At 66.5% G+C, this 15057-nt stretch carries 15 protein-coding genes and 1 pseudogene; 10 read left to right on the forward strand and 6 right to left on the reverse strand.

Features of this window, described 5'->3' with window-relative positions:
* Positions 1-168: 168 nt before the first annotated feature.
* From NOF53_RS09975 to pknB, 6 genes are read left to right on the forward strand one after another with little or no spacing between them, the layout of a single operon-like run.
* The gene (locus NOF53_RS09975) at positions 169-633 is read left to right on the forward strand and encodes an FHA domain-containing protein FhaB/FipA (protein ID WP_109325356.1); all 465 of its coding nucleotides are present in this window, start codon (positions 169-171) and stop codon (positions 631-633) included.
* Positions 630-2081 carry a PP2C family protein-serine/threonine phosphatase gene (locus NOF53_RS09980; RefSeq protein WP_255967810.1) on the forward strand — a complete coding sequence of 484 codons (1452 nt, stop codon included), beginning with the start codon at positions 630-632 and terminating at the stop codon, positions 2079-2081. The genes NOF53_RS09975 and NOF53_RS09980 overlap by 4 nt, the downstream gene beginning before the upstream one ends.
* Complete coding sequence (locus NOF53_RS09985; RefSeq protein ID WP_255967812.1) at positions 2081-3535, forward strand: FtsW/RodA/SpoVE family cell cycle protein; 1455 nt, start codon at positions 2081-2083, stop codon at positions 3533-3535. The genes NOF53_RS09980 and NOF53_RS09985 overlap by 1 nt, the downstream gene beginning before the upstream one ends.
* Positions 3532-5019, forward strand: coding sequence for a penicillin-binding transpeptidase domain-containing protein (locus tag NOF53_RS09990; protein ID WP_255967814.1), 1488 nt, complete (start codon positions 3532-3534; stop codon positions 5017-5019). The genes NOF53_RS09985 and NOF53_RS09990 overlap by 4 nt, the downstream gene beginning before the upstream one ends.
* A 2-nt stretch (positions 5020-5021) precedes the next feature.
* On the forward strand, positions 5022-6392 hold the full coding sequence (locus NOF53_RS09995) for a protein kinase domain-containing protein (RefSeq protein ID WP_255967816.1): 1371 nt from the start codon (positions 5022-5024) through the stop codon (positions 6390-6392).
* Positions 6389-8308, forward strand: coding sequence for a Stk1 family PASTA domain-containing Ser/Thr kinase (gene pknB / locus NOF53_RS10000; RefSeq protein WP_255967818.1), 1920 nt, complete (start codon positions 6389-6391; stop codon positions 8306-8308). Before NOF53_RS09995 ends, pknB begins: the two co-directional genes overlap by 4 nt.
* 60 nt (positions 8309-8368) lie before the next feature.
* Here pknB and NOF53_RS10005 read toward each other — a convergent pair whose 3' ends face one another.
* Positions 8369-9022 carry an aminodeoxychorismate/anthranilate synthase component II gene (locus NOF53_RS10005; RefSeq protein ID WP_255967820.1) on the reverse strand — a complete coding sequence of 218 codons (654 nt, stop codon included), beginning with the start codon at positions 9020-9022 and terminating at the stop codon, positions 8369-8371.
* Between the two features lie 55 nt (positions 9023-9077).
* Positions 9078-9779, reverse strand: a complete 702-nt coding sequence (locus NOF53_RS10010; RefSeq protein ID WP_255967822.1) for a DUF881 domain-containing protein — start codon at positions 9777-9779, stop codon at positions 9078-9080.
* 120 nt (positions 9780-9899) lie between these two features.
* Between NOF53_RS10010 and crgA the strand changes: the two genes are divergently transcribed.
* Together crgA and NOF53_RS10020 are read left to right on the forward strand one after the other, a co-directional pair.
* A complete protein-coding gene (gene crgA, locus NOF53_RS10015; RefSeq protein ID WP_109325346.1) occupies positions 9900-10163 on the forward strand; it encodes a cell division protein CrgA in 264 nt (87 codons plus the stop codon).
* Positions 10164-10236: 73 nt separating this feature from the next.
* Positions 10237-10692, forward strand: a complete 456-nt coding sequence (locus tag NOF53_RS10020; RefSeq protein ID WP_255967824.1) for a PH domain-containing protein — start codon at positions 10237-10239, stop codon at positions 10690-10692.
* Here NOF53_RS10020 and NOF53_RS10025 read toward each other — a convergent pair.
* Both NOF53_RS10025 and NOF53_RS10030 read right to left on the reverse strand, forming a co-directional pair.
* On the reverse strand, positions 10686-11627 hold the full coding sequence (locus NOF53_RS10025; RefSeq protein WP_255967826.1) for a rhomboid family intramembrane serine protease: 942 nt from the start codon (positions 11625-11627) through the stop codon (positions 10686-10688). The two genes, NOF53_RS10020 and NOF53_RS10025, sit on opposite strands and share 7 nt — an antisense overlap.
* Positions 11628-11639: 12 nt before the next feature.
* Positions 11640-12167, reverse strand: coding sequence for a peptidylprolyl isomerase (locus NOF53_RS10030; RefSeq protein ID WP_255967828.1), 528 nt, complete (start codon positions 12165-12167; stop codon positions 11640-11642).
* Positions 12168-12269: 102 nt separating this feature from the next.
* On the opposite strand from NOF53_RS10030, the gene NOF53_RS10035 reads away from it, so the two are divergent.
* Entirely contained in the window at positions 12270-12707 is a 438-nt protein-coding gene (locus NOF53_RS10035) for a hypothetical protein (RefSeq protein ID WP_255967830.1), read from the forward strand.
* 105 nt (positions 12708-12812) lie between these two features.
* Here the strand turns inward: NOF53_RS10035 and NOF53_RS10040 are convergent.
* Positions 12813-13403: pseudogene (locus NOF53_RS10040) on the reverse strand (alpha/beta-hydrolase N-terminal domain-containing protein); the annotation flags it as partial.
* A 123-nt stretch (positions 13404-13526) separates the two neighbouring features.
* Between NOF53_RS10040 and NOF53_RS10045 the strand changes: the two are divergent.
* Entirely contained in the window at positions 13527-13991 is a 465-nt protein-coding gene (locus NOF53_RS10045; protein WP_255967832.1) for a hypothetical protein, read from the forward strand.
* Here the strand turns inward: NOF53_RS10045 and NOF53_RS10050 are convergent.
* Positions 13981-14973: a helix-turn-helix domain-containing protein gene (locus tag NOF53_RS10050; protein ID WP_255967834.1), complete on the reverse strand. Its 993-nt coding sequence runs from the start codon at positions 14971-14973 to the stop codon at positions 13981-13983. The two genes, NOF53_RS10045 and NOF53_RS10050, sit on opposite strands and share 11 nt — an antisense overlap.
* Positions 14974-15057: the final 84 nt, after the last annotated feature.

The raw sequence follows: 15057 nt of genomic DNA on the forward strand, positions 1-15057 counted from the left end.
CTCGACCGACACCGCGTCGGAGGCCGTGTCGGAGGTAACACGGTGGCGACTCCGTATCGTTGGGGGCTGTCCGTATCCTGATCGCAGGGTGCGGATTGCCCCTATGATGCTGCGAGAAAAAGACGCCGGAGACTCGACCGTTCCGGTAACAGAAGGAGGTGGACTGCCGTGCAAGGTTTGATTCTGCAACTCACGCGAGCAGGCTTTCTGCTTCTGCTGTGGCTCTTCGTGTGGTCCGTGCTGAGAGCACTCCGAGGCGATATCTATGCAGGTTCCGGCGTTCGGGTTCCGCCCCGATACTCCCGCACCGGCAACGTCCTCCCTTCCCTGGGTAAGACGAAGACGGCAAAGTATCTGGTGGTCACGCAGGGTGGCTTGGCGGGCACTCGCATCACCCTGGGTACCCAGCCGGTTCTGATCGGCCGGGCCGACGACTCCACTCTCGTACTCACCGACGACTACGCCTCCACCCGGCACGCCCGGCTCTCTCCGCGGGGTGCCGACTGGTATGTCGAAGACCTCGGCTCCACCAACGGCACCTACCTCGACCGTGCCAAGGTCACCACATCTGTCCGCGTGCCGCTCGGTACTCCCGTACGCGTCGGCAAGACGGTAATCGAGTTGCGCCCGTGACCCTCGTACTCCGTTATGCCGCCCGCAGCGACCGTGGCCTCGTCCGATCCAACAACGAAGACTCGGTGTACGCCGGTGCTCGGCTGCTGGCGCTGGCGGACGGTATGGGTGGTCATGCGGCAGGTGAGGTCGCCTCGCAGTTGATGATTGCGGCGCTTGCACATCTCGATGACGACGAGCCCGGTGAAGACCTCCTGGGCAAGTTGGAGGCCGCCACGCGTGAGGGCAACGACTCCATCGCCGACCACGTCGAGGAAGATCCGGAACTCGACGGCATGGGCACGACGCTCACCGCAATCCTCTTCTCCGGGAGCAAACTCGGACTGGTTCACATCGGCGACTCGCGCGCGTACCTCCTGCGCGACAACACCCTGACCCAGATCACGCGCGATGACACGTTCGTGCAGTCCCTCGTCGACGAGGGACGGATCACGGCGGAACAGGCACACACCCACCCGCAGCGTTCGCTCATCATGCGGGCGCTCACGGGCAACGAGATCGAGCCGACACTCACCGTCCGCGAGGCCCGCGCCGGTGACCGTTATCTGCTGTGCTCCGACGGTCTCTCGGATGTGGTGAGTGACGAGACCATCGAGAACACGATGCGTGAGGGCAGTCAGGACGAGTGCGCCGACCGGCTCATCGAACTCGCGTTGCGCAGCGGTGGTCCCGACAACGTGACGGTCGTGGTCGCCGACGTCATCGACCTCGACTACGGGCAGAGCCACCCGATCGTGGCCGGGGCCGCATCCGCCGACGACGACGAGGACGCCCCACCGCCCAACACTGCCGCAGGCCGTGCCGCAGCGATGAGGCCGCCCCGCGCGACGCCCAAACGCGTCGTCCCCCAGGCCGAGGAAGCACCGACGAAGAAGAAGCGCCACCGCATGTGGTGGGCGGCACTGGCGCTCGGTCTGATCGTCGTGGTCGCCGTCGCTGCCTTCGTAGGGCGGGCATTGGTCCGCAACAACTACTACGTCGGCGCCGACGGCGAACGTGTGACCGTGCTCCGTGGTGTTCCGGGTTCGGTGCTGGGCTACTCGCTGCAAGAGGCCAACCTCGTCGGTTGTGTCACCGACACCGGTTCCCTGACGCTGATGTCGCCCACCGACTCCCCGAACGGTTGCACCATTCTCCAGGTGGACGACCTTCAGCCGTCCGCCCGTGAACAGGTTCGCGCCGGATTGCCCTCGGGCAAACTCGACGACGTCCGGGACCAGATGACACGGCTGGCCGACAACGATCTGCTGCCCGTCTGCGAGTCGCAGCCGGCCACGACGACCACCACAACCCCTGCGCCCGTTCCGTCACCTACTCCGGAGCCTTCGCCTGCGACGCCTGCTCCGCCGGCGCCCACTCCAGAGACGGCTGTCACGCCGACTCCCACCGCCACACCGACGCCGACCGCGACCCAGGTCCCCGGTCAGAACTGCAGGACGGCTAGCTGATGTCCGTCGCAAGTGCATCACCGGGGGCGCAGTTTCCCAGTCCACCGGGCGGGTTCGCACCAGCCCCCGTTCAATCGACGCGTCGAAACACCGAGTTGATCCTCATCGGTCTCGCGATTCTGATCACGACGCTGTCGCTGGTGTTGGTCGAGGCCAGCCAGGAGCAGAGCATCACCTGGGATCTCGGCAAGTACGCCGCCGCGTACGCAGCACTGTTTCTCATCGCGCACCTCGCGGTCCGGCGGTTCGCGCCGTATGCGGACCCGCTGATTCTTCCGATCGTCGCGTTGCTCAACGGCCTCGGGCTGGTGTTGATTCACCGTCTCGATCTGGCCGACGCCCAGTCGGCCCAGTACTTCGGGCTGCCCGTCCCGTCGCCCGACGCCAACCAGCAGGTGCTGTGGACGACCCTGGCCATCGCGGGATTCGTGGCGGTTCTGGTGTTACTCAAGGACTATCGACTCCTGGCCCGCTACAGCTACACGCTGGGTCTGGCCGGACTGGTCTTCCTCGCGATTCCCGCCGTCCTGCCGTCGAGCTTCTCCGAGGTGAACGGCGCGAAAATTTGGATCCGGCTTCCCGGCTTCAGCATTCAGCCCGGTGAGTTCGCCAAGATCCTGCTCATCATCTTCTTCGCGTCCGTCCTGGTCGCGAAGCGTGACCTGTTCACCACTGCCGGCAAGCACATCTTCGGTATGGACCTGCCCCGCGCCCGAGACCTCGGCCCGATCCTCCTCGCCTGGATGGTGTCGGTGGGTGTGCTGGTGTTCGAGAAAGACCTCGGGACGTCGCTGTTGCTGTTCAGCACCATTTTGGTGATGCTCTACATCGCCACCGAACGCGTCGGCTGGCTACTCATCGGCGGCGGGCTCCTCGCGATCGGCTTCTTCTTTGCGTACCACCTCTTCGGTCACGTCCGGGTGCGGGTCAGCACGTGGCTCGACCCGCTGGCCGACTACAACAACACCGGATACCAGATCTCGCAGTCGCTGTTCGGGCTCGCGACCGGTGGCGTCGCCGGAACCGGACTCGGCAGCGGCCGGCCCGCGCAGGTGCCGTTCGCGAAGACCGACTTCATCGTGGCCACGATCGGGGAGGAACTGGGTCTCATCGGCCTCGCCGCCGTGTTGATGCTGTTCCTGATTCTCGTCATCCGCGGCCTACGCACCGCGCTCGCGGTTCGGGACAGCTTCGGCAAGCTCCTCGCCGCCGGACTGTCGTTCACCATCGCGGTGCAGGTGTTCGTGGTCGTCGGTGGCGTCACCAAGCTGATTCCCCTCACCGGACTGACCACTCCGTTCATGTCGTACGGTGGGTCGTCGTTGCTGGCCAACTACCTTTTGCTGGCCATTCTGATCAAGATCTCGGACGCCGCCCGTGAGCCGGCCGTCCCGAAGAAGAAGGGTCCCGCCCCTATCGCCGACGCTCCGACCGAGATGGTGCCGCGCCCATGAACACACCTTTGCGCCGCGTCGCGATCGCTGTGATGGTAATGGTGGTCGCCCTCCTCGCCAACGCCACCTATGTGCAAGTCATCAAGGCGGACGACCTCCGGGCCGACCCCCGGAACTCGCGCGTCCTCCTCGACGAGTACTCCCGCCAGCGCGGTCAGATTTCCGCCGCGGGACAGGTGCTCGCGGCGTCCGTGCCCACCGAAGACCGCTACAAGTACCTGCGGACGTACCCGCCGAACCCGGCCGCGCCGTCGAGCCCACTGGCCAACGCACCCGTCACGGGCTTCTACTCCATGCAGTACGGCAGCACAGGACTCGAGCGGGCCGAGGATCCGGTGCTCAACGGCTCCGACAACCGCTTGTTCGGCCGCCGGTTCTTCGATTTGGTGTCGGGTCGTGATCCGCGCGGCGGCAACGTCGTCACCACGATCAACCCGGTGATGCAGCAAGTCGCGTACGACCAGTTGACGTCGAAGGGCTATACGGGATCCGTCGTCGCGATCGAGCCGAGCACCGGCCGGATCCTGACGATGGTGAGCACCCCGAGCTACGACCCGAACCTCCTCGCGAGCCACGACGGCACCGAGACCACTCAGGCGTGGGAGGCACTCAACGCCGACCCCGACAAGCCCCTGCTCAATCGGGCTGTCTCACAGACCTATCCACCGGGCTCCACATTCAAGGTCGTCGTCACCGCGGCTGCACTCGGCGCCGGGGCCACCCCGGACGACCAGTTGACGGCGGCTCCGCAGATCACCCTTCCCGACACTGCGACGACGCTCGAGAACTACAACGGTTCCACCTGCGGTGGTGCACCGACGGCGTCGCTGCGCGAGGCACTCGCCAGGTCGTGCAACACGGCGTTCGTCGAACTCGGCATCAAGACAGGGGCCGACGCCCTCACCGATCAGGCCGCGGCTCTAGGTGTCGGCGGTCAGATGGCGGGTGTCCCGTTCCCGGTCGCGGACAGCACGGTGGGGTCGATTCCCGACGACGCCGCACTCGGTCAGAGCAGTATCGGCCAGCGAGACGTGGCACTGACACCCCTACAGAACGCGATGATTGCCGCTACCGTCGCCAACGGCGGCGTGCGCATGCAGCCCCAGCTGGTATCGGACCTGCAGGGACCCGACCTGTCCGAACTCGCAACCACCGACCCGGTGTCCGAGGGTCAGGCGATGTCACCACAGGTGGCCGCGACTCTAACAGATCTGATGATCGGTTCCGAGAACAACACCAGCGGGGCGGGCAAGATCCCCGGCGTTCAGATCGCGTCGAAGACGGGAACTGCGGAGCACGGAACCGACCCGCGGAACACACCGCCCCATGCCTGGTACATCGCTTTTGCGCCCGCACAGAACCCGACGGTGGCGATCGCGGTGATCGTCGAGGACGGCGGAGATCGAGCACTGGCCGCAACCGGCGGCTCGGTGGCTGCACCAATCGGGCGTGCCGTCATCGCAGCCGGACTACAAGGGGGCTGATTGTGGCACTGAACAACGGCGCGCTGATCGCCAATCGATATCGCCTGATCCGCCTCATCGCCACCGGCGGAATGGGACAGGTCTGGGAGGCGACGGACAACCGGCTGAACCGGCGTGTGGCCGTGAAGGTGCTCAAGTCCGAGTTCTCGTCGGACCCCGAGTTCCTCGAGCGTTTCCGCTTCGAGGCGCGGACCACAGCGCAGCTGAATCATTCCGGTATCGCCGGCATCTACGACTACGGCGAGGTGCGGGACAGCACTGGTGACTCGACCGCTTACCTGGTGATGGAACTTGTCAACGGCGAACCGCTCAATGCCGTCCTGGCGCGCGTGGGTCGGCTCGCGGTGCCGCATGCGCTGGACATGCTCGAGCAGACCGGGCGGTCCCTCCAGGTAGCGCACGACGCCGGAGTCGTGCACCGCGACGTGAAGCCGGGCAACATTCTGATCACCCCCACCGGTCAGGTGAAGATCACCGACTTCGGCATCGCCAAGGCCGTCGAGAACTCGCCGGTCACCCGTACCGGCATGGTGATGGGCACCGCCCAGTACATCGCCCCGGAGCAGGCGCTCGGACAGGACGCGACTGCGGCGAGTGACGTGTACTCGCTCGGCATCGTCGGCTACGAGGCCCTCTCGGGGCGGCGTCCGTTCGTCGGTGACGGCGCCATCACGGTGGCGATGAAGCATGTGCAGGAGGCGCCGGCCCCGCTCCCTGCCGACCTGCCGCCGAACATCCGTGAGCTGATCGAGATCACCATCGCGAAGGACCCGACGGTCCGTTATTCCAGTGGCGGTGAGTTCGCGGACGCGGTCGCTGCTGTGCGGTCAGGCCGGCGTCCGCCGCCGCCCGGCACCGTGGCTGGTGGAACGGCGCGCGTGCTACCGCCTCCCCCTCTGACCGGGGCGACGCAGATGATGCCCCCTTCGCAGGCGGCATACATGGGCCCGGTCACCGGGCAAGTTCCTGACCCGAACGAGGACGACGAGAAACGCGGCGGCCTGACCAATGGTCAGAAGGGGGTGGCCTGGGGCGCCGGTGGCATCCTGCTGCTGGCAGCGATCATCGCCCTCGCAATGATTCTGTTCGACGGCGGTGACACCAAGGATCCGACCGTTCCGGCGGCCACCTCTTCGCTGCGCACGATCACGACGACGCCCCGTTTCACGACAACCACGACCACCGAACCACCCACCACGACCACCACGGAACCGCAGACGACGACCACCACGACGGAACCGCCCACCACGACGACCACGACCACCACCGAACCGACGACCACCACGACGACCACGACCACCACCGAACCGACGACGACCACGACGACCACGTCGGAGGAGTCAGCTACTTCGACTTCACAAGGATTGCCATGACGACACCGCGTAACCTCTCCTCACGCTACGAGCTGGGTGAGATTCTCGGCTTCGGTGGCATGTCCGAGGTCCATCTCGCCCGCGACGTCCGACTCAGCCGTGACGTGGCGATCAAGGTGCTGCGCGCCGACCTTGCCCGCGACCCCACGTTCTACCTCCGGTTCCGCCGTGAGGCGCAGAACGCGGCCGCGCTCAATCATCCGGCGATCGTGGCCGTCTACGACACCGGTGAGGCCGAAACCGAAGCGGGACCGCTGCCGTACATCGTGATGGAGTACGTGGACGGCGACACGTTGCGCGACATCGTTCGCAGCGAGGGCCCGATGGCCCCGCGGCGCGCCATGGAGATCATTTCCGACGTATGCGCCGCTCTCGACTTCAGTCATCGCAACGGCATCGTGCACCGCGATGTGAAGCCCGCCAATGTGATGATCAACCGCGCGGGCGCGGTGAAGGTGATGGACTTCGGTATCGCCCGGGCGATTTCCGACGCGTCGAGCCCCATGACGCAGACCGCCGCGGTGATCGGCACCGCCCAGTACCTGTCGCCGGAGCAGGCCCGCGGTGAGCAGGTCGACGCCCGTTCCGACGTGTACTCGCTCGGCTGCGTGCTGTTCGAGATTCTGACCGGGCAGCCGCCGTTCAAGGGTGATTCGCCGGTCGCAGTGGCGTACCAGCATGTGCGGGAGGATCCGCAGACACCGTCCGAGATCAACCCGGACATTCCGCGCGAGCTCGACTCGGTGATCCTCAAGGCGATGAGCAAGAATCCGGCAAACCGTTACCAGACGGCTGCCGACATGCGCAGCGACCTGGTGCGGGTCCTCGGCGGGCAGCGTCCCAGCGCGCCGATGGTCATGAGCAATGAGGATCGCACCACGATCCTCGGTGCCGTCGACACCGGTGCCGGAAACTACCGCCGCCCGCCCGCACCGGTACCGGGCCCCGCCACCAGGAGTGAGCCTGCCGAACCGGAGAAGAAGAGCAACGCGCTGCGGATGGCACTACTCGCGCTGGCCGGTCTGATCGTCGTCGGCATCGTCGGCGCCTTCCTGTGGTCCGTCGGACCCGGTTCGGAGGCCGATCAGGTAACCATGCCGGATGTGACCAATCAGAACGCGGACGAGGCGGAGACCACCCTGCAGAACCTCGGCTTCCGGGTAGCCCGGCAGCAGAAGCCGGACGCTGTCGTGGCGACCGGCAACGTCATCACCACCCGTCCCGTCGGCGGCGTCCAGGTAGACGAGGGCAGCACCATCACACTCGAGGTATCGAGCGGTCCCGAACAGGTGAAGGTGCCACGGCTCGCCGGCCTGAGCCAGCAGGAGGCGCAGCAGGAACTCAACGCGGTCGGGCTCCGCCTCGATACCGCGGTGGCCCGCGCACCGTCGTCACCGTCAGATATCGACACGGTGATCGATCAGAACCCGTCTTCGGGGGCGAGTATCGCACTCGACTCCATCGTGGCCATCACCCTCGGCACCGGTCCGGAGCAGATTCGGATCCCCGACGTGACCGGACAGAAGGTGGAAGTAGCGCAGGCCAACATCGAGGGCGCCGGATTCACCGCCGTCATCCAGCAGATCGACTCCGGTCAGCCCAAGGGCGAAGTGGTGTCCACGGACCCCGTCGGCGGCTCCACTGCGGCCAAGGGCGACACCATCACGATGCGGGTGTCCAACGGCAACAACGTCGAGATGCCGGACCTCACGGGCAAGACGGTGTCGCAGGCACTCGCGGCGCTGCGCAGCGCGGGCTGGAGCGGGTCGTCGAGTTCGCTGTCCCAGACCCAGACGTCGACGCTCGACCCCGAAATGGTCGGGAAGGTTCTCACCCAGCAGCAGCCGCCGGGATCGGAAATCACGAAGGACGCCGTCGTGTCCGTGGGTGTGGGCACGCTCGGTATCCCGCGATAGGCGGCTCCGCCGCCTGTGCGCCTTTTTGGTTGCTGTAGCTACCGAAAAGGCGCACAGGCGCTACGCGCCCAGTGCCTCCGCGACCTCGGCCTCGAGGGTGCCGACCAGCGACTCCTGCGGGGCATCGCCGCACACGGTGAGCCAGTTGGCCAGCATCCGGTGCCCGCCCTGTGTCAGCACAGACTCCGGGTGGAACTGCACACCGTGGATGGGAAGTTCCCGGTGCCGCATGGCCATGACGATGCCACTGTCGGTGTGCGCCGTCACCTCGAGTTCATCCGGAATGGTGTCCTCGAGAACGGTGAGTGAGTGATAGCGCGTGGCGGTGAACGGGTCGGGCAGGCCGGCCAGGACACCTTCACCGTTGTGGTGAACGACGCTGGTCTTGCCGTGTAACAGTTCCGGTGCCCGGTCCACGGTGGCACCGAACGCGGCCCCGATCGCCTGATGGCCGAGGCACACCCCGAGCAACGGGGTGCGGGCGTCGGCGCAGGCCTGGACGAGGTCCATCGTGGCGCCCGCCCGCTGCGGTGTGCCGGGCCCGGGGCTGAGCAGGATGCCGTCGAAGTCGGCTGCTGCGGCCGCTATCGCACCCGGCCCGGTGAGGTGCGTTTCGTCGTTGCGCCAGACCACGGCCCGTGTTCCCAGCTGCCCGAGGTACTGGACCAGGTTGAACACGAAGCTGTCGTAGTTGTCGACGACGAGAATCCTCATGGGACCAGGGTATTCTGCGACCCCCGTTCGGCCGGCACCCGGGGACCGGTGAGCCTCAGTGGCCCGCGTATCCGGGCACGGTCAACTGGCTGGACGTTGTCTGCGAATAGCCGAGACCGAAACGCGCGGCGTACTGCTTGAACACCCGGATGCCCGGCTCGTTGGCCAGGGCCGCCTCGAGCCGCGCCGGGTCGCCGATCGCCGACATCACGTAGGGCGGGCTGTAGGTGCGTCCGTGCAGCAACAGTGTGTTGCCGATGCATCGTGGTGCCGAGGTGTTGACGATCCGCTGGTCCTGCATCCCGACGGCCTCGGCGCCTCCCACCCACAGGGCGTTCAGCACACTCTGGACGTCCTGCTGGTGCACCACGAGGTCGTCCGGTGCTGCGTCCACCGGGTATTTTCCGTCCGCATCGCGGGGGGCGTCGGTGAGGGTGACGGTGACTCCGGGCCCGGTCATCGGGGTGAGCCCGGCGTCCGTGGCGAGCGCTTTGGTGTCGGCGAGCACCTGCGCGACTCCGGTATCGGAGGCTGCGGCTTCCTGCTGCAGCGACTCCACCTGGGCCGCCAGCCGGTCGCGGGTCTGCGCCACGTCTTCCGTCTCGGCCTGGGCGTTGCGGACGAGGTCGGACAGTCGGGTGGAGTCACCGGCGCGAATTTCGTTGCCGTGCGACACCTCCCTGGTGGTGGCGACCAGCACACCGGCCACCAGGCATACCACCAGCACGGCGATCCGCCACAAGTTGGACCTGGTCACCGGTGTTTCCGTCCCCTCGTCCTCGCCGTGCGAATTGCGGCTACGTTAGCGTGTACAGCTACGCAGGTAGTTCGAATCTACCTGCACACATTCCTGTAGAACCGCACGAACGAGGACGTCATGCCGAAGTCGAAGGTCCGAAAGAAGACCGATTACACGATCAACCCTGCGAGCCGCACACCCGTGAAGGTGAAGGCCGGGCCGTCGAGCACCCTGTACGTCTCGGTGATGCTCGGATTCATGCTCGTCGGGCTGGTCTGGCTGCTCGTCTACTACCTTGCTGCCGATCAGCTCACCTGGATGAATGATCTCGGGGCCTACAACTTCCTCATCGGGTTCGGCTTCATGGTGGTCGGTCTGATCATGACGATGCGCTGGCGTTGAGACATCCAATTACACCGATGTCATTCATCCCCAATGTGGACAACCCCTGTGGATAACCGCAGGTCGGGTAGCCATGACTGAAGACGCGCCGTTGCAGTGGTCGACTCCCCTCACCGCCGTTGTGGCCCTCGCGGTCGGCGGCGTGGCGCTGGGCGCCGCGGGTCTCGTGGTGTCGACGGAGCCTGCGGGGCGACTCCTGGTGTCGCTGGCCGCCCTCGGACTCCTGCTGACAGCGGCATCTGCGGGACGCCAGCGGCCCCGGCTCGCGGTGGATCGGGAAGCGGGCCGCATCGTGGTGAGTCGCCTGAGCGGTCGCCGCACGTACGCGCGGTCGGACATCGAGCGCGCACGAATCGTGCGTTACCCGCGGCTGGGACGCCGGGTGCCGATGCTCGAGATCGATGTCCGGACACCCGACGGCACCGAACGCCTCCTGATCTTCGGGCGGTGGGATCTGGGCACCAATCCGGAAGATGTGTTCGACGCGCTGTCCGTCCACCGCCTGGTGGGCCCGCAGCCCCGTCAGTAGCCGAGTTCGGTGCGCAGCTGCACGATGCGCACGGCGATCACACCGAGAGTCGCGATCAGTACCGCGCCGAGGCAGATCCAGCCGACGGTGACTGCGCGCTCGCGATTGTTGCCGACACCGAGCATCTGAGGACCGTACAGAATTCCCGCGGTGGCGAGAGCGCCGGCAACCAGGCCGCCGAGGTGCCCCCAGAACGAGATCCCAGGAATCGACAGGCTGATGATCACGTTGATGGCGATCACCGACAAAATGGGGGCGGGGCTACGGCGCAGGCGGAGCAGGATTATGGCCTGGGCGCCCAACAGGCCGAAGATTGCGCCCGATGCACCGGCGGTCCAACTCAATCCGCCGCCGGAAGAAATGATGGATTGAAACGCCATCACGGACGCCGATCCGCCCAGCAACGACGTGAGGTACACCGCCGTATAGCGGGCCCGTCCCAGGATCAGTTCGGTATCGCGGCCCAGGACGTAGAGGACGAACATGTTGACGGCCAGGTGGATCAGCCCGAAATGGAGGAATCCGCTGCCGACAAGGCGAATCCACTGGCCGTCGGCCACCAACCCGGGATTGAGCGCCCAGTCGGCGAACAGGGGCGACGGACTCTCGTTGCGCAGGATGCTGCGCGACTGCACCGCAGTCCCGAGGAACGCGAGAACGTTGAGGCCGATCAGCGAGTACGTGACTATCGGTGTCGCACGACCGGGCACCACCGCGTTACCGGCGACTCCCCGCACCGGCCGGATGTCGCGCCGACCGGCTGCGACACAGTCGACGCACTGGTAACCGACCGCCGCCTCACGCAGACAGTCGGGGCACGACGGGCGGCTACACCGGTTACAGGACAGCGCGGTGGGACGGTCGGGATGTCGGACGCACCGCGGCTGGGGCGGGGTGCCCTCGTTCGCAGCACCGCCCCAGCCGGGGTTGGTCATGTCTGCTGTTCCTTACGCGATGGAAACGCTGTTGATCACGACCGGCTCGAGCGGGCGGTCGGACCGGTCGGTGGCGGTGGACGAGATCGCGTCGACGACCTTCTTCGACTCCTCGTCGACGACCTCACCGAAGATGGTGTGGCGACGGTTGAGGTGCGGCGTCGGGCCGGTGGTGATGAAGAACTGCGAACCGTTGGTGCCCGGGCCTGCGTTCGCCATGGCCAGGATGTATGCGCGGTCGAACTGCAGTTCCGGGTGGAACTCGTCACCGAACTTGTAACCTGGGCCACCGGCGCCGGTGCCCGTGGGGTCGCCACCCTGGATCATGAAGCCGTCGATGACGCGGTGGAAGACGGCGCCATCGTAGAACGGGCCGGAGTCGGTGCCGCCGGCGTTAGCGGTGCTGTACTCCTTGGACCCCTGGGCGAGGCCGACGAAGTTCTCGACGGTCTTCGGAGCGTGGTTCCCGAAGAGCGCGATCTTGATGTCGCCGCGGTTGGTGTGCAGCGTTGCGGTTGCGGTCTGATGTGGTGAAGTCACACCACCATCGTGCCATTGTGCGGTTGCCGCCGGTTCGTCCGCGGTGGGATCCGGCGCCTTCCGATCCGTTCGCGGGCCCGGTTCTTGTGACAAAGTGGGGGCATGACACGAGCGACGGAGTACTCGACGAAATCAGAGGCTGTCGATCAGGCCCTGCGTGTGGCACGTTCGGCCGCACTCAACGCGGTCACCGGAACCGGGACGGCCGGCCTGTTCCTCGGCCGTCAGGGCGCGTCGTTGGCGAAGAAGGGTTACGCCCGCGCACGCACCACGCCGGTGAAGAAGGCGGCCCAGGGTGTCGTGGGATCGCTGACCCCCGGAGACGCGACTGCGACGGGGACGAAGTCGCGACGGGGACGTCGCCTCGCGATCGGCGTCCTCATCGGTTCCGTCATCGCAGGCGGCGCAGTGCTGTTCAAGATCAGCCGCCGTGAACACCCCCCGATCGCCTCCGCTCCGCCGCGCCTCGAGGACCTCGAAGAGCAGAACCCGGCCAAGCTCGCCTCGCCCGACATCACGTCGGCACCCACTGCGAACTGACGCGTCACTCGTCGGCCAACACCGCGCGCATCCGGTCGAGGTCGGCGCGGCTCCAGTCGGGCGGCTGCAGGATCGCGGCCCACATGTCGACCGCGTCCTGGCGAGGGCGAGAAGGCCGGTGTGGAGCGCACCGTTGAGGACGACCACGGTGAGGGCCACCAGAACCACCACACTCGCCAGGTTCGCGACGGGTGCAGGCACATATGTCCGGCCGATGACGGCCAATCTTTTTGTCCCGCTGCGGGTCACACGCCCCATGGCAAGCAGGACAGCGGCGAGCGTGAGGGAGATCAGCAGGATCAACAGGTAGTACGAGCGGTTCGCCCGTTCGGCCCCGACCAGATCACGCACGATCTGCTGCCACCAGGAACCCAGGACGAGAAACGTCGGCACGATGACGACGGCGGCGGCCAGCAGAATCCACCAACCGATACGGCGGGCTTTCGGCGAGAAGCCGGGTCGCACGCCGCATCTGCGCACCACCCATGCGGCCAGACATCCGATGCCGTAACCCGTGGCCAGGCTGATTCCGGTCGCCACCGCCTGCAAGTACCACGGCCGGGGAAGCAGGGACGGCGTCATCGACCACACGAAGAACAGCAAGGCGAAAGTCAGCCCCACTGGATGCAGCGACCTGCCGTAGTCGGCTGCCCGCTCCCGGGTGCGGGGGAGGACGGATGTCGGCGAGTCCAGCATCTGCGCAGCCTAGTCGGACGCCCGTCCAGAGTCCGCTGACTTCGGCGAATGTGTTTTACGCGTTGTACCAGGGGTATCCCCAAGCGAATGTCCATCCGCGAGGACCCGTTCCGAGGAGTCGTCATGACCGCTCTACGTTTCGTCCACCGCATCGCCGCCCTCACCTTCCCGGTCGCCGCCTGCGCCGCCTTACTGTCCACCGGTAGCGCTGCGGCCGACCCACCTCATCCGTTCGGTGGTTCCGCCCTCACCATCGGGTGTCCGAATCAGGGCAGCTTGATGTCGTTGACGGCGCTCACGGGGCAGTCCGGACCGGAGGCGTCACCACCTATCGCCGACGGCGACATCCGTTTCGAGTCGCGCCCGGCCGCCCCTCCGATTCCCGCCGCCGCGCAGATCACGGTCGCCTGGGTGAACACCGACAACGGGCGGTCAGGGATCGTCAATCTCGGTGGCGTATACCCGTTCCTGTCGGCCACTGTGAACACCGGCGTGGGTAACGTGATCGCGACGGCATTCGGCTCGATCAACTTCGGGAGCAGCCCGATCTGTCAGGCGAATCCGGCGATCGGCACCTTCATCGCGTGACGACCCGACGGGCCGCGTCACGCTCGGCCGCCGAATTACCGAATCGTCTGCGGTAGTCGGCGGGAGCGACCCCGACGACCCGGTTGAAGTGGTGGCGCAGGAGCGCACCCGACCCGAAGCCGCAGCGCCGAGAGATCGCTTCGAGTCCCAGGTTTGTTCCCTCGAGGAGTTGTCGTGCGTACAACACCCGTTGCGTCGTCAGCCATTTCACCGGGGTGGTTCCCGTCTCGGCCGCGAACTTGCGGGCGAAGGTACGCGTCGACATGGACGACCGCGCCGCCAGTTCGTCGACGGTATGCGGCAGCGCGAGATTTTCGCTCATCCAGGTCATCGTCTCGCTGAGGTTGTCCGACGTGCAGGCGACCACCGGTTGCTCGATGAACTGTCGCTGTCCCCCGTCACGTTGGGGTGGGACGACCATTCGCCGGGCGATCGTGTTCGCCACCGCGGATCCGAGTTCGCGGCGCACGACGTGGAGGCAGGCGTCGATTCCGGCCGCGGTACCGGCGCTGGTCACGAGTGGGCCCTCGTCGACGAACAGCACATCGGGGTCCACCGTCGCTTCCGGGAAACGCGCGGCCAATTCTCCGACGTACTCCCAGTGCGTGGTACACCGGCGCCCGTCCAGCAGTCCGGCCTCCCCGAGAAGGAACACGCCGGAGCACAGGCTCAGCACCGTGGCGCCGGCGTCCGCTGCATCACGCACGGCGGCCAGCACCTCGTTCGGAAACTCCGAGTGCGCCCCGGGCGGCGGGGCCACCACGAGATCGGCGCCGCGGACGGAGTCGAGACCGTATCCCGCGGCCAGCCGGATACCCGGAGTGATCGATGCGACCGGCTCCCCTGGCTGCACCCCGCAGATGCGGAAATCGAAAGCGGGCACACCGTGCACGGTCCGATCGATCCCGAACACTTCGCAGACCACACCGAACTCGAACATCGACACGTCGTCGAGCAGGAGGGTCGCGACCTTCGAGATCATTTCGCCAGTCTAGTTAGCGCTATGTGGACGTCCCGGGCCGAAACAGCCAGCCAATCACCGTGCCACCGGACCTCACAGGGAAAC

The organism is Rhodococcus tibetensis, from assembly GCF_024438035.1.
Lineage (GTDB): Bacteria > Actinomycetota > Actinomycetes > Mycobacteriales > Mycobacteriaceae > Rhodococcus_F > Rhodococcus_F tibetensis.

What these genes read in the sequence shown, in the direction of transcription:
- NOF53_RS09985 (WP_255967812.1), top strand. Translation starts at nt 2,081, where the DNA reads ATGTCCGTCGCAAGTGCATCACCGGGGGCGCAGTTTCCCAGTCCACCG.
- NOF53_RS09990 (WP_255967814.1), top strand. Translation starts at nt 3,532, where the DNA reads ATGAACACACCTTTGCGCCGCGTCGCGATCGCTGTGATGGTAATGGTG.
- pknB (WP_255967818.1), top strand. Translation starts at nt 6,389, where the DNA reads ATGACGACACCGCGTAACCTCTCCTCACGCTACGAGCTGGGTGAGATT.
- NOF53_RS10005 (WP_255967820.1), bottom strand. Translation starts at nt 9,022, where the DNA reads ATGAGGATTCTCGTCGTCGACAACTACGACAGCTTCGTGTTCAACCTG.
- crgA (WP_109325346.1), top strand. Translation starts at nt 9,900, where the DNA reads ATGCCGAAGTCGAAGGTCCGAAAGAAGACCGATTACACGATCAACCCT.
- NOF53_RS10020 (WP_255967824.1), top strand. Translation starts at nt 10,237, where the DNA reads ATGACTGAAGACGCGCCGTTGCAGTGGTCGACTCCCCTCACCGCCGTT.
- NOF53_RS10025 (WP_255967826.1), bottom strand. Translation starts at nt 11,627, where the DNA reads ATGACCAACCCCGGCTGGGGCGGTGCTGCGAACGAGGGCACCCCGCCC.
- NOF53_RS10035 (WP_255967830.1), top strand. Translation starts at nt 12,270, where the DNA reads ATGACACGAGCGACGGAGTACTCGACGAAATCAGAGGCTGTCGATCAG.
- NOF53_RS10045 (WP_255967832.1), top strand. Translation starts at nt 13,527, where the DNA reads ATGACCGCTCTACGTTTCGTCCACCGCATCGCCGCCCTCACCTTCCCG.
- NOF53_RS10050 (WP_255967834.1), bottom strand. Translation starts at nt 14,973, where the DNA reads ATGATCTCGAAGGTCGCGACCCTCCTGCTCGACGACGTGTCGATGTTC.